We start from the raw sequence: 19,887 nt of genomic DNA on the forward strand, positions 1-19,887 counted from the left end.
GCGCCATGTTGCAGTCCTTCGATCCGGCGTCACGCGAACTGGTCTGGGAAGGGCCGGTGGCGGGCGTGGACGATTGTAACCGCGCCATCGCCGCCGCCCGCGCCGCGCTGCCGGGCTGGCGCGCCCTGCCGGTGGACGACCGGATCGCGATCGCCCGCCGCTACGCCGCCGTGCTGGGCGCGCGGCGCGCGGCGCTGGCCGAACTCATCTCGCGCGAGACGGGCAAGCTGCTCTGGGAAAGTGACGCCGAAGTCGGATCGATGATCGCTAAGGTCGATGTGTCGATCAAGGCCCATGGCGAGCGCACCGGCGAGCGCGCCACCGACATGCCCTTCGGCCGCGCGGTGCTGCGCCATCGCGGCCATGGCGTGATGGCGGTGCTCGGCCCCTATAATTTCCCCGGCCACCTGCCCAACGGCCATGTCGTCCCTGCGCTGATCGCGGGCAATGCCGTCGTCTTCAAGCCGTCGGAGATCACCCCCGCCACCGGCGCGGCGATGGCCGACGCCTGGGCGGCGGCGGGCCTGCCCGACGGGCTGCTGACCGTGGTGCAGGGCGGCCGCTCGACCGGCGAGGCGCTGGTCGCGGGCGACATAGACGGGCTGCTCTTCACCGGATCGGCAGGCGCGGGCGCAGCGTTGCGCCGGGCGCTGGTCGACCGGCCGCATGTCATCATGGCGCTGGAACTGGGCGGCAATAATCCGCTGATCGCCTGGGACAGTCCCGAAGCTGCCGCCTCGATCATCGTCAACTCGGCCTTCATCACCACCGGCCAGCGCTGTTCCTGCGCCCGCCGCCTGATCGTGCCTGAAGGCACGGCTGGCGACGCCATCGTGGACGCAACCGCAGCGCTGGCGGCACAGCTTCCTATCGCCGCCTGGAACGAGCCGAGTGAGGCCTTCATGGGGCCTTTGGTATCGGATCAGGCCGCCGCCGCCTCGCACCGCGCCGTCAGCGACCTGATCGCGCGGGGCGCGTGGGTCATCCGCGCTTTCGACGGGGTGCAGGACCGCAGCGCCGCCTTCGTCACCCCCGCCCTACTCGACCTGACCGGCGTCGACGCGCCCGATGCGGAGATTTTCGCCCCGGTGCTGACGATCATCCGGGTGCCGGACTTCGACGCGGCGATCGCGGCGGCCAACGCCACCGCCTTCGGCCTGTCCGCCGGGCTGATCTCGCAGGACGAAGCGCTCTGGCGACGCGTCGTCGAGGAAAGCCGCGCGGGCGTTGTCAACCGCAACCGCCCGACCACCGGCGCGGCGGGCAACATGCCCTTCGGCGGCCTGGGCGCGTCGGGCAACCATCGGCCCAGCGCTTATTATGCCGCCGACTATTGCGCCTACCCCATCTCCAGTTTCGAGGCGACGGATGTCGCGGCCGTGCCGGTTAACGGCTTGATCAGCTAGACGGCTTAGGGCAACGGCTACCGATCATCATCGGAGGGGCCGTTGTCCAATCCCGTCATTCCATCCTGGGTGCTGACCCTGGTCTGTGCCGATCGCGTCGGCATCGTTGCGGCGGTCAGCCGTTTCCTGGCGGAGCGCGGCGGCTTCATCACCGACAGCCAGCAATATGCCGATCGGGAAGCCGATCTTTTCTTCATGCGCGTCGCATTCGACGCGACCGATGACCGGATGCGCGACACGGATGGGCTGCGCGCCGATTTCGCCACCATCGGCGAGGCATTCGCCATGGACTGGTCGCTGACCGCCGCCAGCCACCGTCCCCGGATGCTGATCGCCGTGTCGAAGGGATCACATTGCCTGGCCGACCTGCTCCATCGCTGGCAGACGGGGATGCTGGCGGTCGACATCATGGGCGTGGTGTCCAACCATCCCGACATGCGCCGGATCACCGAATGGCACGGCATCCCCTATCATGAGCTGCCGCCCAATGGCGACAAGGCCGCGCAGGAAGCCGCGCTGCTCGATATCTTCGATCGCAGCCGGTCGGACTATCTGATCCTCGCCCGCTATATGCAGGTTCTGTCGGAGGAACTGGTGGAACGGCTGGCGGGACGCTGCATCAACATTCACCACAGCTTCCTGCCCGGCTTCAAGGGCGCCCGCCCCTATCACCGCGCGCATGAGCGCGGGGTCAAGCTGATCGGCGCCACCGCCCATTTCGTCACCGCCGACCTCGACGAAGGACCGATCATCGAGCAGGCGGTCGAGCGCATCGACCATCGCGCCACCGCCGACGACATGATCCGCATCGGCCGCGATATCGAGGCACAGGTGCTGGCCCGCGCCGTCGGCTGGATCGCCGACCGGCGCGTGCTGCTCAACGGCGGCAAGACGGTGGTGTTCCGGTAGTTCTACAGTCCCAGCCGCGCCCAGAAATCATCCGGTTCGAGGGGCGCGACGGCCGCATGACTGCGCTCGACCCGGCTCCACGAGCTATGGGGCAGATAGACATGGCTGGTCGGCTGGGCGGGATGCTGCCGGCGGGCTCGACTGATTTTGCGAGTCATCGTCTTCTCCTGATCAAGGGAACACGACACCTGGCGAGGACGCCTGGGGAACCGTGCGCTTTAGCCGTTGATGACGCGGAGCAAGCTGACATCCTTCAAAAGCCGCGGAGCATGACGCTCGCGAACTTATCTAGCGATCCGGTTGAGAAAGTCCAAATAGCTTTGCTTGGGCATCTATCAGCCCGGCTTTGATCAGCCGATCCGATACATTCCGCACAGCTTGTTGCCGGCCGGATCGCGCAGATAGGCGAGATAGAGCTTACCGTGGCTGCCTTCCCGCACGCCCGGCGGATCTTCGCAGGTCGTTCCCCCGGCGGCCACACCGGCCGCGTGCCAGGCATCGATCTGCTCCGGAGACGCCATGGCGAAGCCGATCGTGCCGCCATTGGCGTGGCAGGCGGGCTGCCCGTCGATCGGCGTCGTGATCATGAAGAAAGCGCCATCATGCATATAGATGATGCGCCCCTTGTCGTCGGAAAAGCCCGGCTTTGCCCCGAGCGCCGCGAACAGGGCGTCATAGAAGGCTCTGGACGCATCGATATTCTTGGCCCCAACCATGACATGGCTGAACATGATCTTCACTCCAGAGGCATCAAATGGAAATGGCCGCACGAAAGACGGCGGTTCAGCGCGGCACTGAAGGCAGGAAGCGGTCAGCGGCCTTTACGGCCTCGTCCTGCAAGGGTCAGGCAATGACGCTATAGAGGAACCAGCCGACGATCAGCAGGCTCGATACAATGCAAACACGATCACCAAAAATGTCGATACGAGACATCAGTAAACATCCTTCCACCCTAGGCGCTCTTTCGTCGCCTTCCTTGGGAAGGTTACATCAGTTTTTACGCAAGCGGAATAGCAAAGTTGCGTTAAATCGCCCTGATTGGACTACGCAAAACGAGGATGTGCTACGCTGGAAATATATACACCAAACTCAAGGCGTTAGAGCCGCGAAGATGCGCTATTCAACCGCCGATGATGCCGCGATGCTTCAAAAAAGCGCGAGTCGCCTCTTCCGCCCCGCGATAGGCCTCCTGAAACTCGGCGCTCCAATATTTGAGATCGTCGATGTCGATTCGTGCGCCCGACACTGCGCAAAGCACAAAATGCCCCGGCCGCACGACATCGAAATGCGGCGTTTCATAATGAAGCACCGCCAGGCCTTGAATATCGCCCGTCATTCCAGCCGCCATCAGTCGCCGGTCAGGATGCGATCGACAAGCTGCTTCACGGTCGGCACGAACCCGTTCGAATAGAAAGGGTCCTGCTTGAACCGATAGGCGGCATGGCCCGCGAACAGAAGATTCTTGTCGAGATCGCCGCCATGGACCGATTGCTGCAAGGACTTCTGGATGCAGAAGCTGCGCGGGTCAGCGAGACGCCCGGTCGAATTGGTTTCGCTGTCCATCCAGCTGGAAAAGCTGCACTGCGACAGGCAACCCATGCAGTCGGTCTGGTCCTTGCGGATTTCCGCCTTTTCTTCGTCGGTCACGAAGACGAGCGTGTTGTCCGGCGTCTTGAGCGCGGAGGCGAAACCCTGCCCCACCCATTCGCGCGCGCGGGTCAGGTCGCCCAGAGTCACCCAGAAATTCTTGCCCTTCACGCCCACGTCGAGCTGGTGGGTATGGTCGCCCGCCTGCTCGGTACTGAAGGGAATTTGCCGATCCGACCGCGCTTCGAGCGAACGCAGGAAGGGGTTGCGGATCGCCGAACTGTAAAAGCCGGTGGGCGAGAATTTGTGCAGCAGCACATCGCCCGGCTCCAGTTGCATCAGCCGATCCTTCCAGTCCTGTGGGATCGGGCTTTCCTGCGTCAGCAGCGGACGTGTGCCAAACTGGAACATGATCGCGCCCAGTTCCGGGTTGTCGATCCAGTCGTTCCAGTCCTTGAGCGCCCAGACGCCGCCGGCCATCACAATCGGCACCTCGTCCGAAATGCCGCCTTCGCGCATGGTGGCGCGCAGATCGCGGACGCGGGGATAGGGGTCCTGCGGCGCGCGCGGATCTTCGGCGTTGGAGAGGCCGTTATGGCCGCCCGCCAGCCAGGGATCTTCATAAACCACCGCCGCCAGCCATTCCGACGCCTTGGAGTATGCGCGCTTCCACAGCGCGCGGAAGGCGCGGCCGGAGGAGACGATGGGGAGATAGCTGACATTGTAGGAGGCGGCGATTTCCGACAGCTTATAGGGCATACCCGCGCCGCAGGTGACACCCGCCACCATGCCCTTGGTCTTTTCCAATACGCCATGCAGCACCCGCTGCGCGCCGCCCATTTCCCACAGGACGTTGATGTTGATCGCGCCCTTGCCGCCGGCGATCTCGAACGCGCGCTTCACCTGCTCGACGGCGCCGTCGATGGCATAGGCAATCAGTTCTTCATGCCGGTCGCGGCGGGTGCGGCCATGATAGATTTGGGGGATGACGTTGCCGAAGCTGTCATAGCTGTCGGCATTGACCGCAGAGACCGTGCCGATGCCCCCGGCCGCCGCCCATGCGCCCGAACTGGCGTGGTTGGACACGGCAACGCCCTTGCCGCCTTCGACCAGCGGCCAGACTTCACGTCCACCATAGACGATGGGCTTCAACCCCTTGAACAACGACATCTCCTGCACATGCACCCGGCCCCCTCGACCGGATAAAAAGCGACCCTATAGCAGCTTTGGCTGTCTATGACGAATTTCGCGCGCCCTAGCGCAAAATCATGGGGCTGGCCAGAGCCTCACCATAAAGCTGTGCATAGGCGTTTACCATGTCTTGTTCGGCATAATCGCGTTCCGCGCGCTGCCGGTTGACCGCGCCCAGACGCGCGCGCAGATCGGCATCGGACGCCAAGGCGCCGATCGCCTCCGCCAGCCCCACCTCATCGGGCACGACGAAGGGCCGGTTTTCGGGCGCGACCATGTTGGCGACATCGCCGACGTCCATCGAAGCGGCGGGAACGCCCGCCGCCATCGCCTCCACCAGCGCGATCGGGAATTGCTCGCTGTCCGACGACAGGGCGAAGATGTCGAACAGCCCAACGAAGCGCCAGGGCCGGTCCATGAAGCCGGCCATATGGATATCATCCAGCCCATGGGCCGCGGCCTCCGCCAGAATCGCCGCGCGCTCCGGCCCCTCGCCCACCACCACCAGTTGCAGCCGGTCCCGGTGCGCGGCGACCGCCCGGACGAGGCGCGGGATATTCTTGACCGCGCGCAGCCCCGCCAGCGTGCCGACCAGCAGCTTGCCGGGGGAACGGACCAGGCCGGGAAGGGCGTCGGGCGCGGGCGGCGCGGCATAGCGGGCGACGTCGATGCCGTTGCGGATCAGGTGCAGCCTGTGCGTCGGCTGCTTCCAGACGGTGCGGGCGATGCCCTCCAGCCGCGCGGATGGCACGACCAGCCCATAAGCGTGGCGCAGGGCGAGACGACGATAGAGATTGCGCGGGCGCTTGAGTCCGGCCGCTTCGTCGGCATTGAATCCGTCCTCATGATGGATGAGCGGCGGCATCTTTTCCGACAACGACCTGGACAATCGATGCGCCATCACCGCATCCATCCCGCCCCAATTATAGGTCAGGATTAAATCAAATTTTTTCAGATAGTTAGCTATGCCTTTAAGGCGTGCATAGCCCGGTCGGCCGGCCATGGACGGGCCGTCGGGAAAATCCACTTCGACCGCCGGATCGATCGCGTCGCGCGCGCCCGTCGCGGCCGGATCGGCGCTGACGATGCTGTGCCGCGCCCGGTCGCCCCAGATGTTCATCAGCCGCACCGCGCGCGCTTCCTTGCCCCCCAGCGAGAAGCTGCCATGGACGTGGAGAATATGCGGCCGGGGCATATAATGGGGAGACTGGCCGGACCCGTCAGCCATGCAGGACGCGATCCAGCAGCCGGTCGATCGCGGCGACGCTTTCCGGCTCGTCGAGCGCCGGGGCGTGGCCGACATTGGGGACCGTCACCAGTTCGGCGCCCGCGCCCATTTCCCGCACCATCCGCTCCGCGCTGGCGGCGCTCAGCAGGTCGGATCGCTCGCCGCGCAGCAGCAGCGTCGGGATGCCCCGGAACGCCTGCATCACCGGCCACATATCGACGCCCGCCTCGCTGCCCATGGCGCGGATCGGCTCGGCGATCTTCATGTCATAATCCAGAACGACCCGCCCGCCGCTGTTGAGGCGATAGAGACGCTTGGCCATGGCGAGCCATTGTTCCAGATCATAGCCGGGATAGACGTCTTCGTTATTTTCCGCGAGCGCGCGGGCGGCATGAACCCATGTCGGGTGCGACTGGCCGACGCCGACATAGGATCGGATGCGCGCCAGCCCTGCTTCGTCCAGCGCCGGTCCGACATCGTTGAGCAACGCGCCCGCCAGCCAGTCGCGCTGGGTCGCGGCGATGAGCATGGTGATGAGGCCGCCCAGCGACGTGCCGACCGCGACGAAGCGGGTGATGGCCAGATCCGCCAGCAAGCGGCTGATATCCTGCAAATAGGTCAGCGGAACATAGGTCATCGCGTCCTTGGCATAGGCGCTTTCGGCGCGCCCGCGCATGTCCGGGCAGATCAGCCGCCACTCGCCCGCCAGCCGTCCGGCCAGCGGCTCGAAATCGCGGGCGTTGCGGGTCAACCCCGGCAGGCAAAGCAAGGGCGGACGGCCATCGTCACCACCGGCATAATCCCGATAATGGAGCCGCAGCCCATCGGGTGACCACCAATATCCGTCCTGATAGCCGGTCAAGCTTGATCCTTCCGCCCTGTCTCCCCCATATCGCCATATGAACCAGACGCCGCAAGCCGCCAAATATCGTCCCGCGACCGAAATCGACACGCTGATGCCCGACATCGGCGATCCCGTCGCGGCGGCGGACTTCCCGCAGACCATCCTGCGCTACCGCAACGACCGGGCGGCCGCATCCGTCGGGCTGGGCGGATTGAGCGACGAGGAATGGATCGCGCATTTCGGCCGCTTTTCGCCACTCGAAGGCAGCCTGACCCGGCCGCTGGCGCTGCGATACCATGGGCATCAGTTCCGCCATTATAATCCCGATATCGGCGACGGGCGCGGTTTCCTGTTCGCGCAGTTGCGCGATGATGTGGGGCGCTTGCTGGACCTTGGCACCAAGGGATCGGGGCAGACGCCCTATAGCCGTTTCGGCGACGGGCGGCTGACGCTGAAGGGAGGCGTGCGCGAGATATTGGCGACCGAGATGCTGGAGGCGCTGGGGGTCAATACGTCCAAGACCTTTTCGATCATCGAGACAGGCGAGGCGCTGGAGCGCAATGACGAACCCTCCCCCACCCGCGCGGCGGTGATGGTGCGCCTCAGCCATTCGCATGTGCGCATCGGGTCTTTCCAGCGCGCCGCCTTCCATGACGACAAGGTGCTGCTGGAGCGGCTGACCGACTATGCACTGACGCGGCTCTATGACGAGACGCCGGGCGAAAATCCGCCCGCGCAACTATTGGGGCGGGTGGTGGAGCGCACCGCCGATCTCGCCGCCAGCTACATGGTCGCGGGCTTCGTCCATGGCGTGCTCAACAGCGACAATATCAATGTGACGGGCGAGAGCTTCGACTATGGCCCGTGGCGCTTCACCCCGCTCTGGGACGCGGGCTTCACCGCCGCCTATTTCGACCATGCCGGCCTCTACGCCTTCGGGCGGCAGGCGGAGGCGATCCATTGGGACGTGGCGCAACTGGCGGTGTCGCTGCGGCCATTGGTGGAAGCCGAGCCGCTGATCGCAGAGCTGGAACGGTTTCCGGCGCTCTATGGCGAAGCCATGCAGCGGCGCTTCTGCTGGCGGCTGGGCGTGGAGCCGGGCGCGGAACCCGGCGCGATGATCGAGGCGGCGGTTCGCGGCATGGTGACGTCCGGCACGGGGATCGACCGTTTCTTCCACGACTGGCGCGGCGGGATGGCCCGCGACGGGTCCATCTATGGTGACGCCGCCTGGGCGCCCTTCCGCGAGGCGATCATGGACTTTACGGCTGTGTTGGGGGTGAGGGATCACCCCTATTGGGCCGACGAAGCCCCCTGCTCCATGCATATCGAGGAGGTCGAGGCGATCTGGAGCGCGATCGACAGGGACGACGACTGGGCGCCGCTCCACGCCAAGGTCGCGGCAATCCGGCGGATGGGCGCGGCGCATGGGGATGGACCGGCGGTGCCTTGAAGGCTCGGCCTTTGATGGCCCCCTCGTCTTTCCTTAACCATTTTCCGCCATACCGGCCCGCAAATGGTCGCGCCGCTTACATCCCATGAACCCGCTACCGGCGCGCTGCTCTGGCAGGGCGAGCCGGGCGATGTCGATGCCGAAGTGGCGCGCGCCCGCGCCGCCTGGCCGAAATGGGCCGCGCAGCCCATCGCCTATCGCATCGAGACGCTGCGCCGTTTCGTCAATGTCGTGCGCCGCAACGAGGAAGCTCTGGCCGACCTGATCGCGCGGGAGACGGGCAAGCCGCTCTGGGATGCGCGGACCGAAGTCGCCGCCGTCATGGCCAAGGTCGACATCAGCGTCGCCGCCTATTCCGAGCGCACCGGGCAGCGGCGGCTGGAGGCCAATCTGGGCGCGCGCCAGTCGGTGCGGCACAAGCCCCATGGCGTGATGGCGGTGATCGGCCCCTATAATTTCCCGGCGCACCTGCCCAACGGCCATATCATTCCCGCGCTGCTCGCCGGCAATGCGGTGATATTCAAGCCGTCGGACAAGACGCCCGCCGTGGGCGAGATGCTGGTGAAACTCTATCATGAGGCGGGCGTGCCGGCGGATGCGGTGCGGCTGCTGGTCGGCGGGGCGGATGCGGGCAAGGCGCTGGCCGCGCATCCCGATGTCGGCGGCATCCTCTTCACCGGTTCGGCGCAGACCGGCATCGCGATCAATCGCCAGTTCGCGGCCCAGCCGTCCAAGATCCTGGCGCTCGAAATGGGCGGCAACAATCCCATCGTCGTGTGGGACACGCCCGAAATCCACGCCGCCGCCGCGATCGTCATCCAATCCGCCTTCCTCAGCAGCGGCCAGCGCTGCACCGCCGCCAGCCGGCTGATCGTCAAGGAAAGCCTGGCCGACCGGCTCATCGCGGAGGTCAAGAAACTCGCCGATCGGCTGATCGTCGACCATCCCCATGCCGATCCCGCCCCCTATATGGGGCCGGTGATCGACAATCAGGCGGCCGACGGCCTCACCGAAAGTTTCCTCTGGCTGATGAGCAACGGCGGCCGGCCGATCAAGCATATGGTCCGCACCAAGCCGGGCCTGCCCTTCCTGACGCCCGCGATCATCGACGTGACCGCGATGAAGGAACGGCCCGATGTCGAACTGTTCGGGCCGCTGCTCCAGGTCGTGCGCGTGGCCGAGTTCGGCGACGCCATCGCGGAGGCGAACAACAGCCGCTACGGCCTCTCCGCCTCATTGATCGGCGGATCGCCCGAACAATATAGCCAATTCTGGTCGAACGTCCGCGCCGGCGTGGTCAATTGGAACCGCCCGACCAACGGCGCGGCGTCCAGCGCCCCCTTTGGCGGCGTAGGCATATCGGGCAATCACCGGCCCAGCGCCTATTATGCCGCCGATTATTGCGCCCATCCGGTGGTGTCGGTCGAGATCGAAACGCCCCGCGCGTCGATCGGCGTGGGGTTGAGGGAGATCGACGTCAGCGCGATGGGGGATTGAGCGAGGGACGCCTGCCGGTTCGGCGGGTTTGGGCCATTTGCGGACATAGTTCCCCCTCCCGCTTGCGGGAGGGGGTTAGGGGGTTGGCCTACGCGACCTTGGTGCTATAGCCCACCCCGCTGCGACTAATTCGCTCCGCGAATAAGTCTCGCTGCCCCTCCCGTTTACGGGAGGGGAATGTCATGTTCCCACCCATCCTCGTCATTCCACCGGTCAAGCCGCGACCGGCTCCAGCAACTGGTCCCGCGTCGCGAGCAATTCCTCCAGCGGCGGCTGGTCGATTCCCCGCGTCACACTCGCCATGGCGCGATCGAGCCGCGTCCTCGACACNCTCGTCATTCCACCGGTCAAGCCGCGACCGGCTCCAGCAACTGGTCCCGCGTCGCGAGCAATTCCTCCAGCGGCGGCTGGTCGATTCCCCGCGTCACACTCGCCATGGCGCGATCGAGCCGCGTCCTCGACACCTCGCTGATCTCCGGCAGCCTTTCCGCAATGCCCACCATGTCATCCATCCGGCCGAAGCAGTTGAGCGCCAGGTCGCATCCGGCCGCCACCACCCCCGCCGCCAGCTCCGGGATGCTGCCCCTGAGTGCCTTCATGTCGAGGTCATCGGACATCAACAGCCCGTCGAAGCCGATCCGCTGGCGGATGATCTCGCCGATCACGGTCGGCGACAGGCTGGCGGGGCGATCCGCATCCCATTCGGTGTAGACGACATGCGCCGTCATCCCGATCGGCGCGCTCCGCAGCGTACGGAACGGCGCGAGATCGGTTTCGAGCGCGTTGAGATTGGCGTTCACGACCGGCAGTGCCAGATGGCTGTCGACCAGCGCGCGGCCATGGCCGGGAATATGCTTGACGATGCCGACCACGCCACCATCTGCCAGCCCTTCCAGCACCGCGCGGCCCAAAGCCGCCACCCGCATCGGTTCTGCGCCCAGGGTTCGGTCGCCCATGATGTCGCTCGCCCCTTCCTGCCGCACGTCGAGCAGGGGCAAGGCGTCGACGGTGATCCCCACCTCCGCCAGCGTCAACGCGATCGCCCGCGCATTGGCGCGCGCCGCCGCGATCGCACTCGACGGCGCCACGTCATAGAGCCGGTCGAACACCGCACCCGGCGGGAAGCTCGGCCAGACCGGGCTTTGCATCCGGGTCACGCGCCCGCCTTCCTGATCGATCATGATCAGCAGGTCGTCGCGCCCATGGATGGAGCGCAGATCGTCGGTCAGCGCCCGCAACTGTGCGCGGTCGACGATATTGCGCTTGAACAGGATATAGCCCGCCGGCTCCGCCTCCGCGAAGAAGGCGCGCTCGTCGGGGGTCAGGGTGTCGCCGGCAAGGCCGAAGATGACGGGTTTCATGGCGACGATTCTAGCGTCCCCCACGCCGGCTGTCGAAGCGCAAATGGCAGGGCGACCATAACCGGCGGTCGCCGCGGCCTCAGTTCACCACCATGCAGCTTTCGCCCGCGACCTTGAGCTTGCCGCAGATCATGCTCGCCTGCCCGCCGGCGCCGGCGCGCAGGCGATAGAGGGTGCCGCCGCCGACCTCGGCAGCCTCGATCGTCATGGCGAGCGGGGCGAGATAGGCGAAGCGCTTGGACAGGCGGCCCCAGGCATCCTTGGCGACCGCCGCGCTGCCATAGGCGCCCAGCTGGATCGTGCCGCCAGCCGTCGCCGCCTTGGGCGCGGCCGCCGGCTTGACCGCGGTTTCATCGGTCACGCGGGCGGACACGCTCTGCGCCGCGCGCGGCGCGACAGAGGGCCTGGCGTTGCCGGGCGCGGGCGCAGTGCCGGTGATCGGCGCTTCGGGCACGCGGCTCGGATCGATCCGGCCATCGCGCGCCACGCCCTCGCTCGCAGCGTAGCTGGCGTCGCCTTCGCCGTCGAACTTCCTGGCGTCGGCCTCATGCGCGGGGATCTTGTAGTCGCCCGTGGGCGCGGGGATCAGCTTGCCTTCGCCGGCCGCGCCGCCATTGCGGTTCTGCACCCACCAGACCCCGGCCACGACCGCGCCGATCAGCGCCAGCCCGACCAGGATCAACCCCAGCAGGCGCAGCGGCGAAAGCCGTTCCTCTTCCTCGTCCATCGCCGGCTCCAGCCAGGGCAGCCGATCCTCATCGTCCAGATCGAGTCGACCGCGCGCATAATCGCCCATGTTTCAGCGCCTCACTGCATTTCCGTCAGGGCGGCCACACCCATCAGGGCCAGGCCATTGCGGATAATCTGCCCGATTCCCTGGGCGAGGAAAAGGCGGGTAGCCGTAATCGCCGGATCATCCGCCAGAATCACGCGCGCCCGCGGATCGTCATTGCCCATATTCCACCAGCCATGGAAGGCCGACGCCAAGTCATTGAGATAGAAGGCGATCCGGTGCGGCTCGCGCGCCTGCGCCGATCCTTCCACGACGCGCGGGAACTGGGCGGCCAGCTTGACCATGGCCAGTTCCGCCGTCCCAAGAAGGGACAGGTCGGGCGCGGGCAGATCGATCCCCGCCTCCTGCGCGCGCCGGCCGAGCGAGGAAATCCGCGCATGGGCATATTGCACATAGAAGACCGGATTGTCCTTCGACGCCTCCACCACCTTGGCGAAATCGAAGTCCATCTGGGCGTCGGCCTTGCGGGTCAGCATGGTGAAGCGGACGACATCCTTGCCCACTTCCTGGACCACATCGGCCAGCGTCACGAAATTGCCCGCGCGCTTGGACATCTTCACCGGCTCGCCGTCGCGCAGCAGCCGGACCATCTGGATCAGCTTCACGTCGAACCGCGCCTTGCCCTCGGTCAGCGCGGCGACGGCGGCCTGGATGCGCTTCACCGTGCCGGCATGGTCCGCGCCCCAGATGTCGATCAACTGGTCGGCGCTCTGCGCCTTCTGGTAATGATAGGCCATGTCGGCGCCGAAATAGGTCCAGGCCCCGTTCGACTTCTTGATCGGACGATCCTGATCGTCGCCGAATCTGGTCGAGCGGAACAGCGGCAGCTCCACCGGCTCCCAGTCGTCGGGCAATTCGCCCTTGGGCGCTTCCAGCACGCCGTCATAGACCAGGTCATGGGCGCGCAGCCAGGCTTCGGCCTGTTCCGGCTTGCCCGCCGCCTGCAATTCCGCCTCCGACGAGAAAATGTCATGATGGATGCCGAGCAAAGCGAGGTCGCTGCGGATCATGTCCATCATTTTCGCCACCGCGAAGGTACGGAACAGCACAAGCCAGTCCACTTCCGGCGCGCCCACGAACCTGTCGCCATATTCGGCCGCAAGCGCCTGCCCCACCGGCACCAGATAGTCGCCCGGATAGAGGCCTTCTGGGATGGGGCCGACATCCTGGCCCAGCGCCTCGCGGTAGCGAAGATGCGCCGACCGGGCGAGCACATCGACCTGCCCACCCGCATCGTTGATATAATATTCGCGGATCACCTTGTGCCCGGCATATTCCAGCAGCGTGGCGAGCGCGTCGCCCACCACCGCGCCGCGGCAATGGCCCATATGCATGGGGCCGGTCGGGTTGGCCGAGACATATTCGACATTGACCGTCACGCCCTGCCCGACATCGGAGCGGCCATAATCGGCCGCGTCGGCATGGATCGCCGCCAGTTCCGCGCGCCAGGTGGCGTCGGTCAGGCTGAGGTTGATGAAGCCGGGACCGGCGATGGCGGCGCTTTCGACTTCGTCCAGCGCCTGGAGCCTGGTCACGATCGCTTCGGCCAGCGCGCGCGGATTGGCGCCGGCGGGCTTGGCCAGCACCATGGCGGCGTTGGTGGCAAGGTCGCCATGGCTGGGATCGCGCGGCGGCTCCACCGTCACCGGCTTGCGGTTGAGGCCGGCGGGCAACACACCGTCGGCCTCCAGCGCGTCGAGCACAGCATCGAGATGGGCGGTGAAACGGATGTAAAGGGACACGGGACGAAACTTTCTTACAAGTTCCGTTCGCCCTGAGCCTGTCGAAGGGCCGCTCTTTTCTTCAAGAAGGGCAGGGCTTCGACAAGCTCAGCCCGAACGGTTGAATGGGGCTGAGCTTAACGGGTCGCGTTATATCGGAGCTGGTCCTGGGTCAGGTTGAAACCCACGAGCAGCTCGAAACTGGTTCGCTGCAACGCCGCCTTGACGTCGGGCTGGGCGAAGGGATCGATCGCGGCGTCGGCGTCCCCGGCCTTGCGCTTCTGCGTGATCTTCTGCTGGATGTCGGCGGGCAGCGTGGCGGCGCCCTTGTCGACATAGGAGCCGCCCTTGGCCTGCGCGCTGGCCCGATAGTCGCCGGCCGCGAAGTTCAGCGTCACCTGGCCGATGCGCTTGGCGATCACGGCGTTGCCGCCCTGCACCACGGCCGAGAAATAGGGCAGCACGACCTGCCGCGCCGCGCTGGCGTCGCTGCGGCGGGCGTTCACGGTGAAGGTCGCCTCGGTATAGAATTGATCGCCATCCGCGCAGGTCGATCGCAGGTTGGTGATGTTCGCCACCACGTCGATCGCCGACGCATCGGTGCTGCTGGAGGGGTTGAACAGGGTGATGTCGCCGGTCTGCGCCGGGATCGCCGCCACCGGGCAAGCCGACCGCACTGCCACGATGCCGCCCGTCGGGTCGATCTCACCCCGCCGCGAGCAGCCCGCCAGAGCAAGGGCCAGCATGGCGGTCAGGGCGATAGAAGATTTTTTCACAGGCAGATATTCCTTGGCGCAGCCCGCAAGGGCCAGAAGCTTTGCGCTTCCTTATCCATCCCCCGCCTGCCACGCAACCGCAAGGAAGCGGCTTTCCGGTTCACCCTTTCTTCCGGAGCCACATTCGCCTAAGCGGCAGGCATGACCGATGCGCCCGCCGCCCTGCCGCCCATGACCCTGCTGATCGCCGCGCCGCGCGGCTTCTGCGCCGGGGTCGACCGTGCGATCGTCATCGTCGAGAAGGCGATCGAGAAATATGGCGCCCCCGTCTATGTCCGCCACGAAATCGTCCACAACAAGTTCGTCGTCGACAGGCTGAAGGCCAAGGGCGCCATCTTCGTCGATGAACTGGACCAGGTGCCCGACGGCGTGCCCGTGGTCTTTTCCGCCCATGGCGTGCCCAAGGCGGTGCCGGCCAAGGCGGAGGAGCGCGGCCTCGACTATCTCGACGCCACCTGCCCGCTGGTCAGCAAGGTCCATCGCCAGGCCGAGCGTCAGGTCGATGCCGGCCGCCACATCCTGTTCATCGGCCACAAGGGACATCCGGAGGTGATCGGCACCTTCGGCCAGGTGCCGGCCGGCACGATGAGCCTCATCGAAACGGTGGAGGATGCCGAGGTTTTCACGCCCGCCGACCCGGCCAACCTGTCCTTCCTGACCCAGACCACCCTGTCGGTCGACGATACCGCCGCGATCGTCGCGACGCTGCTGCGCCGCTTCCCGGCGATCCACGCGCCCAAGGGAGAGGATATCTGCTACGCCACGTCCAACCGCCAGACGGCGGTGAAGGCGATCGCCGCCCGCTGCGACGCGGTCTATGTGATCGGCGCGCCCAACAGTTCCAACTCGCTGCGGCTGGTCGAGGTGGCGGAGCGCGAAGGCACCCCCGCCCGCCTGATCCAGCGCGCCGCCGACATCGATTTCGACTGGCTGACGAATGTGAAGACGCTGGGCCTGACCGCCGGCGCCTCCGCCCCCGAAGTGCTGGTGCGCGAAGTGGTGGACCATATCGGGGCGCGTTTTGCCCTCGACGAGCAGCAGGTCGAGACCGCGCAGGAGCATATCGCCTTCAAGCTGCCCCGCGGACTGGAGACAGCCTGAGCCTGTTCATGAAGCAGGTTTTTTTCATCCGTCATTGCGAGCGTAGCGAAGCAATCCAATGGCGGCACGATGGATTGCTTCACTACGCTCGCAATGACGATCCTCCAGATGAAGATAGTGTGAAATGGCCGTTTATACCCATGTCCCCGCCGAGGAGATTGACGCCTTCCTCACCCGCTATGACGCCGGCCGCCTGGTATCGGCCAAGGGCATCGCCGAAGGCGTGGAGAACAGCAATTATCTGCTCGAAACCACCGGCCGCGACGGCGCTTCCGGTCCTGGAGGAAGCCATCGCTACATCCTGACGCTCTACGAAAAGCGGGTGGACGAGGCGGACCTGCCTTTCTTCATGGATCTGCTCGACCATCTGGGGGCGCGGGGCTGCCTCGTCCCCCGCTTCATCGCCGATCGTGAAGGCAAGCGCCTCCAGCAACTGTCGGGCCGCCCCGCCTGCCTGATCGAGTTCCTGACCGGCATCTCCGTCACCGAGCCGACCCCTGGACAGGCGCGCGCCGCCGGCGTGGCGCTGGGCGAGTTGCACCGGGCGGCGCAGGGTTTCGCCGGCGAACGCCGCAACGCGCTCGACAAGGATGGCTGGCGCGCGCTGGCCGCCGCCTGCGGCGAGGATTTCGACCGGATCGAACCCGGACTCGCCGCCCGCGTCGCCGAGGAACTGACCTATCTCGACGCCCATTGGCCCGCTGATCTGCCCCGTTCGGTGATCCATGCCGATCTCTTCCCCGACAATGTGCTGATGCTGGGGGAGGAGGTGACGGGCCTCATCGACTTTTATTTCAGCTGCACCGATATCCGCGCCTATGATCTGGCCGTCATGCATAGCGCCTGGGTGTTCAGCCATGACGGCGCGACCTGGTTCGGCGAGCGCGCGGCAGCGTTGGGCGCGGGCTATGAGGAAGCGCACGGCCTCAGCGACGCCGAGCGCGCCGCCTTCCCGATCCTGTGCCGTGGCGCGGCTTTGCGCTTCCTGCTGACGCGGGCCTATGACTGGATTAACACGCCCGCCGACGCGCTGGTGACGCGGAAAGACCCGCTGGCCTATCTGCGCCGGCTGGACTTCTACGCCAAGGCCGACCCGGCTGAATTGCTGGGCGCATGAAGAATTAGGATCCGTTCGCTTCGAGCGAAGTCGAGAAGGGGTCAAGAGCCGGTTCTCGACACGCTCGAACCGAACGGAGGAGAAAATATGACCGATCTTCCCCAAGTCGATATCTTCACCGACGGCGCGTGCAAGGGCAATCCCGGCCCCGGCGGCTGGGGCGCGGTGCTGCGCTTCGGAACCACGGAAAAGGAAATTTCCGGCGGCGAGGCGCAGACCACCAACAACCGCATGGAGATGATGGCCGCCGTCGAGGCGCTCAACATGCTCAAAAAGCCTTGCCGCGTGACCCTCCATACCGACAGCAAATATGTGATGGACGGCATCACCAAATGGGTGTTCGGCTGGCAGAAGAAGGGCTGGAAGACCGCCGACAACAAGCCGGTCAAGAATGTCGAGATCTGGCAAGAACTGCTCAAGGCCGCCGCCCGCCATCAGGTGACGTGGAAATGGGTGAAGGGCCATGCCGGCCACCCGGAGAATGAACGCGCCGACCAGCTTGCCTGCGCGGCGGCGGAGATGTTTCGGAAATAGCGCTGACCGGCGTTCAGCGCGGGTTCCGACTGCGGAGCAGCTTACGCGCGCCTCACCCCTCGATCCGCGCTGCAAATCCCTTGCGCAGCTTGGCGAGCTTAGGCGGGATCACGGCCATGCAATAAGGATTCCGGTCGCCGACCCGCTCCCAATATTTCTGATGATAATCCTCGGCCGGATACCAGGGGGCGTCCGGTTCGATCGCGGTGACGATCGGGTCGCTCTGGTCCGCCTGTGCCCGCTCGATGCCCGCGCGCGCCTGCGCTTCCTGATCGGCGGAATGGGGGAAGATGGCGGAGCGATATTGAGTGCCGATATCATTACCTTGGCGGTTCAGCGTCGTCGGGTTATGCGTCGCGAAGAAGATGTCGAGCAGGTCGGCATAGCCGATAACCGCCGGGTCATAGGTGATGCGGATCGCTTCGGCATGGCCGGTCGTGCCCGAACAGACCTGCTCATAGGTGGGATCGGGCAGCGTGCCGCCGATATAGCCGCTTTCCACCGCCCTCACGCCCTTGAGATTCTGATACACCGCCTCGGTGCACCAGAAGCATCCCCCGGCGAGCGTCGCGATTTCGTCGGCCATATGTCCAGTTCCTTGTCTATTTCGGGGTCTTTGTCGACCGCACAGATAGGAAGGATCAGGCCGCCGTTCCAGCCTCCTTCGCCACCGCTTCCGCCTTGGCCCGTTCCTCCACCACCAGTTCCTTGCGCGACAGCTTGCCGACCAGAGTCTTGGGCAGGTTCAGCCGCACCTCCACCTCGCTCACCCGCTCATGCTTGCCGAGCTGCGGGTTGAGCCAATCCTTGAGGCCCGCCCCGTCTATCTCCGCGCCCTCGTTCAGCGTCACGAAGGCCTTGGGCTGTTCGCCCCGGTAGCGGTCGGGCACGCCGATCACCAGCGCCTCCTTGACCGCGGGATGATGGTAGAGGACCGATTCCACCTGGCTGGGGAAGACCTTGAACCCGCCGACCGCGATCATATCCTTGAGGCGATCGACGATCTTCACATAGCCGTCCTCGTCGATGATCCCCACATCGCCGGTGCGGATGAAATCGCCGACGAACACTTCGGCGTCGGCATCGGGCCGGTTCCAATAGCCCTTCATGATCTGCGGCCCGGCGAAGAGCAGTTCGCCCGGTTCGCCTTCCGGCGGCGGACGGGTCGGGTCCTCGCGGTCGACCAGCTTCACATGCGTGCCCGGCACCGGTTGCCCCACCGTCCCGCTCTTGTTCACCCCCTCATAGGGATTGGCGCAGACGATCGGGCTGGTCTCGGTCAGGCCATAGCCCTCGATCAGGCGCGCGCCGGTCGCCGCCTCGAACTTCTGCTTCAGTTCCAGCGGCAGCGGCGCGCCCCCCGATATGCAGGCGCGCAGCGAGGAAAAGTCGATATTGCGGATCGCCGGATGGTCGAGCAGCGCCTGATACATGGTCGGCACGCCGGGCAGCGAGGTCGCCTTGACCCGCTGGATCGCGGCCAGCACTTGGGCCGCATCGAAGCGCGGCAGCATCACCATCTCGCCGCCATTCATCACCGTGCGGTTGAGCGTGCAGGTGTTGGCGAAAACGTGGAAGAAGGGCAGAACCGCGATGATCCGGTCTTCCTCATTGACGCGCGGGTCGATCGCCTGCGCCTGCCGGGCATTGGCGGTCAGATTCTGGTGCGTCAGCATCGCCCCCTTGGGCGTGCCGGTGGTGCCCCCGGTATATTGCAGCAGCGCGATATCGTTCAGCGGATCGATGTCCGCCACCGCGCAATCGCCCTTGTTGGCGATGAAGCGGTCATAGCGCAGCACACGGGGATCGTGGGGCAGCGGCGCGCATTCGCTCGCCTTGAACCAGCGGAACAGCAGCGACTTGACCGGCGAGAGCACTTCCGCGACCGTTCCGACGATCAGCGTTTCGAGCGAGCTATGCTCCAGCACCTCCAGCGCGGTCGGCAGCAGCGCCTTGGCCGATAGGGTGAAGAGGATTTTCGTGCCGCTGTCCTCGACCTGATGCTCCAGTTCGGCGGCAGTGTAGAGGGGGGAGAAGTTCACGACGATTGCGCCGGCCAGCAGCGCGCCATAATAGGCAGCAACATAATGGGGCGTGTTGGGCAGATAGAGGCCGACCCGGTCGCCCTTCCTGACCCCAATCGCCTGCAACCCGCAGGCGACGCGGCGGATCTGGTCGTACATCTCGCCATAGCTGAACTTGCGGCCCATGAAATCGATCATGGCGGCCTGTGGATGCGCCGTCGCGCTATCCGTCACCATCTGTCCCATAGACAGCGGCGGGAAGGTCTGGTCCCACGCGGTGGGATGTTGATATTTATCCGTCAGGATTTTTTCTACGCTCTCCATAGCCGAACTGTATGGCCAACA

Annotated in this window: 19 protein-coding genes; 7 read left to right on the forward strand and 12 right to left on the reverse strand. The window is 65.6% G+C overall.

The window, feature by feature from the left end; genetic code table 11:
* The first annotated feature begins 5 nt into the window (after positions 1 to 5).
* Entirely contained in the window at positions 6 to 1,406 is a 1,401-nt protein-coding gene (gene astD / locus AC58EF_RS20380) for a succinylglutamate-semialdehyde dehydrogenase (RefSeq protein ID WP_497278294.1), read from the forward strand.
* A 69-nt stretch (positions 1,407 to 1,475) separates the two neighbouring features.
* Positions 1,476 to 2,315, forward strand: coding sequence for a formyltetrahydrofolate deformylase (gene purU / locus AC58EF_RS20385; RefSeq protein ID WP_497278296.1), 840 nt, complete (start codon positions 1,476 to 1,478; stop codon positions 2,313 to 2,315).
* Positions 2,316 to 2,317: 2 nt separating this feature from the next.
* On the opposite strand, the gene AC58EF_RS20390 is transcribed toward purU, so the two are convergent.
* The 6 genes from AC58EF_RS20390 to AC58EF_RS20415 all read right to left on the reverse strand — a co-directional run bounded on the left by AC58EF_RS20390 (position 2,318) and on the right by AC58EF_RS20415 (position 7,183).
* Positions 2,318 to 2,473 (reverse strand): hypothetical protein, encoded by a 156-nt coding sequence (locus AC58EF_RS20390; protein WP_497278208.1) that lies wholly within the window; start codon positions 2,471 to 2,473, stop codon positions 2,318 to 2,320.
* 192 nt (positions 2,474 to 2,665) lie between these two features.
* Positions 2,666 to 3,046 carry a VOC family protein gene (locus AC58EF_RS20395; RefSeq protein ID WP_497278209.1) on the reverse strand — a complete coding sequence of 127 codons (381 nt, stop codon included), beginning with the start codon at positions 3,044 to 3,046 and terminating at the stop codon, positions 2,666 to 2,668.
* Positions 3,047 to 3,435: 389 nt separating this feature from the next.
* Positions 3,436 to 3,651 carry a DUF2093 domain-containing protein gene (locus AC58EF_RS20400; protein WP_497278210.1) on the reverse strand — a complete coding sequence of 72 codons (216 nt, stop codon included), beginning with the start codon at positions 3,649 to 3,651 and terminating at the stop codon, positions 3,436 to 3,438.
* An 11-nt stretch (positions 3,652 to 3,662) separates the two neighbouring features.
* Positions 3,663 to 5,066 carry an NAD(P)H-dependent flavin oxidoreductase gene (locus tag AC58EF_RS20405; RefSeq protein WP_497278211.1) on the reverse strand — a complete coding sequence of 468 codons (1,404 nt, stop codon included), beginning with the start codon at positions 5,064 to 5,066 and terminating at the stop codon, positions 3,663 to 3,665.
* A gap of 91 nt (positions 5,067 to 5,157) precedes the next feature.
* Positions 5,158 to 6,321 (reverse strand): glycosyltransferase family 4 protein, encoded by a 1,164-nt coding sequence (locus AC58EF_RS20410; protein WP_497278212.1) that lies wholly within the window; start codon positions 6,319 to 6,321, stop codon positions 5,158 to 5,160.
* The gene (locus tag AC58EF_RS20415) at positions 6,314 to 7,183 is read right to left on the reverse strand and encodes an alpha/beta fold hydrolase (RefSeq protein ID WP_497278213.1); all 870 of its coding nucleotides are present in this window, start codon (positions 7,181 to 7,183) and stop codon (positions 6,314 to 6,316) included. The genes AC58EF_RS20410 and AC58EF_RS20415 overlap by 8 nt, the downstream gene beginning before the upstream one ends.
* Before the next feature lie 37 nt (positions 7,184 to 7,220).
* Between AC58EF_RS20415 and AC58EF_RS20420 the strand changes: the two genes are divergently transcribed.
* Both AC58EF_RS20420 and astD (AC58EF_RS20425) read left to right on the forward strand, forming a co-directional pair.
* The gene (locus AC58EF_RS20420; protein ID WP_497278214.1) at positions 7,221 to 8,618 is read left to right on the forward strand and encodes a protein adenylyltransferase SelO family protein; all 1,398 of its coding nucleotides are present in this window, start codon (positions 7,221 to 7,223) and stop codon (positions 8,616 to 8,618) included.
* A gap of 63 nt (positions 8,619 to 8,681) precedes the next feature.
* Positions 8,682 to 10,115 carry a succinylglutamate-semialdehyde dehydrogenase gene (astD, locus tag AC58EF_RS20425; RefSeq protein ID WP_497278215.1) on the forward strand — a complete coding sequence of 478 codons (1,434 nt, stop codon included), beginning with the start codon at positions 8,682 to 8,684 and terminating at the stop codon, positions 10,113 to 10,115.
* A gap of 347 nt (positions 10,116 to 10,462) precedes the next feature.
* Here the strand turns inward: astD (AC58EF_RS20425) and nagZ are convergent, their stop codons facing one another.
* The 4 genes from nagZ to AC58EF_RS20445 all read right to left on the reverse strand — a co-directional run bounded on the left by nagZ (position 10,463) and on the right by AC58EF_RS20445 (position 14,736).
* Positions 10,463 to 11,476: a beta-N-acetylhexosaminidase gene (gene nagZ, locus AC58EF_RS20430; RefSeq protein WP_497278216.1), complete on the reverse strand. Its 1,014-nt coding sequence runs from the start codon at positions 11,474 to 11,476 to the stop codon at positions 10,463 to 10,465.
* Positions 11,477 to 11,555: 79 nt separating this feature from the next.
* Positions 11,556 to 12,272 carry an SPOR domain-containing protein gene (locus AC58EF_RS20435; RefSeq protein ID WP_497278217.1) on the reverse strand — a complete coding sequence of 239 codons (717 nt, stop codon included), beginning with the start codon at positions 12,270 to 12,272 and terminating at the stop codon, positions 11,556 to 11,558.
* A gap of 11 nt (positions 12,273 to 12,283) precedes the next feature.
* Positions 12,284 to 14,011, reverse strand: coding sequence for an arginine--tRNA ligase (gene argS, locus AC58EF_RS20440; protein ID WP_497278218.1), 1,728 nt, complete (start codon positions 14,009 to 14,011; stop codon positions 12,284 to 12,286).
* Between the two features lie 116 nt (positions 14,012 to 14,127).
* The gene (locus tag AC58EF_RS20445; protein ID WP_497278297.1) at positions 14,128 to 14,736 is read right to left on the reverse strand and encodes a hypothetical protein; all 609 of its coding nucleotides are present in this window, start codon (positions 14,734 to 14,736) and stop codon (positions 14,128 to 14,130) included.
* Positions 14,737 to 14,907: 171 nt separating this feature from the next.
* On the opposite strand from AC58EF_RS20445, the gene ispH reads away from it, so the two are divergent.
* The 3 genes from ispH to rnhA all read left to right on the forward strand — a co-directional run bounded on the left by ispH (position 14,908) and on the right by rnhA (position 17,518).
* A complete protein-coding gene (gene ispH, locus AC58EF_RS20450) occupies positions 14,908 to 15,867 on the forward strand; it encodes a 4-hydroxy-3-methylbut-2-enyl diphosphate reductase (protein WP_497278219.1) in 960 nt (319 codons plus the stop codon).
* 124 nt (positions 15,868 to 15,991) lie between these two features.
* The gene (gene thrB / locus AC58EF_RS20455) at positions 15,992 to 16,984 is read left to right on the forward strand and encodes a homoserine kinase (RefSeq protein ID WP_497278221.1); all 993 of its coding nucleotides are present in this window, start codon (positions 15,992 to 15,994) and stop codon (positions 16,982 to 16,984) included.
* Between the two features lie 87 nt (positions 16,985 to 17,071).
* Positions 17,072 to 17,518, forward strand: a complete 447-nt coding sequence (rnhA, locus tag AC58EF_RS20460) for a ribonuclease HI (protein ID WP_497278222.1) — start codon at positions 17,072 to 17,074, stop codon at positions 17,516 to 17,518.
* A 52-nt stretch (positions 17,519 to 17,570) separates the two neighbouring features.
* Here the strand turns inward: rnhA and msrA are convergent, their stop codons facing one another.
* Entirely contained in the window at positions 17,571 to 18,104 is a 534-nt protein-coding gene (gene msrA / locus AC58EF_RS20465) for a peptide-methionine (S)-S-oxide reductase MsrA (protein ID WP_497278224.1), read from the reverse strand.
* A 55-nt stretch (positions 18,105 to 18,159) separates the two neighbouring features.
* On the reverse strand, positions 18,160 to 19,866 hold the full coding sequence (locus tag AC58EF_RS20470) for a long-chain-fatty-acid--CoA ligase (protein WP_497278225.1): 1,707 nt from the start codon (positions 19,864 to 19,866) through the stop codon (positions 18,160 to 18,162).
* Between the last annotated feature and the right edge of the window lie 21 nt (positions 19,867 to 19,887).

This window comes from Sphingobium sp. WR1, from assembly GCF_059693745.1.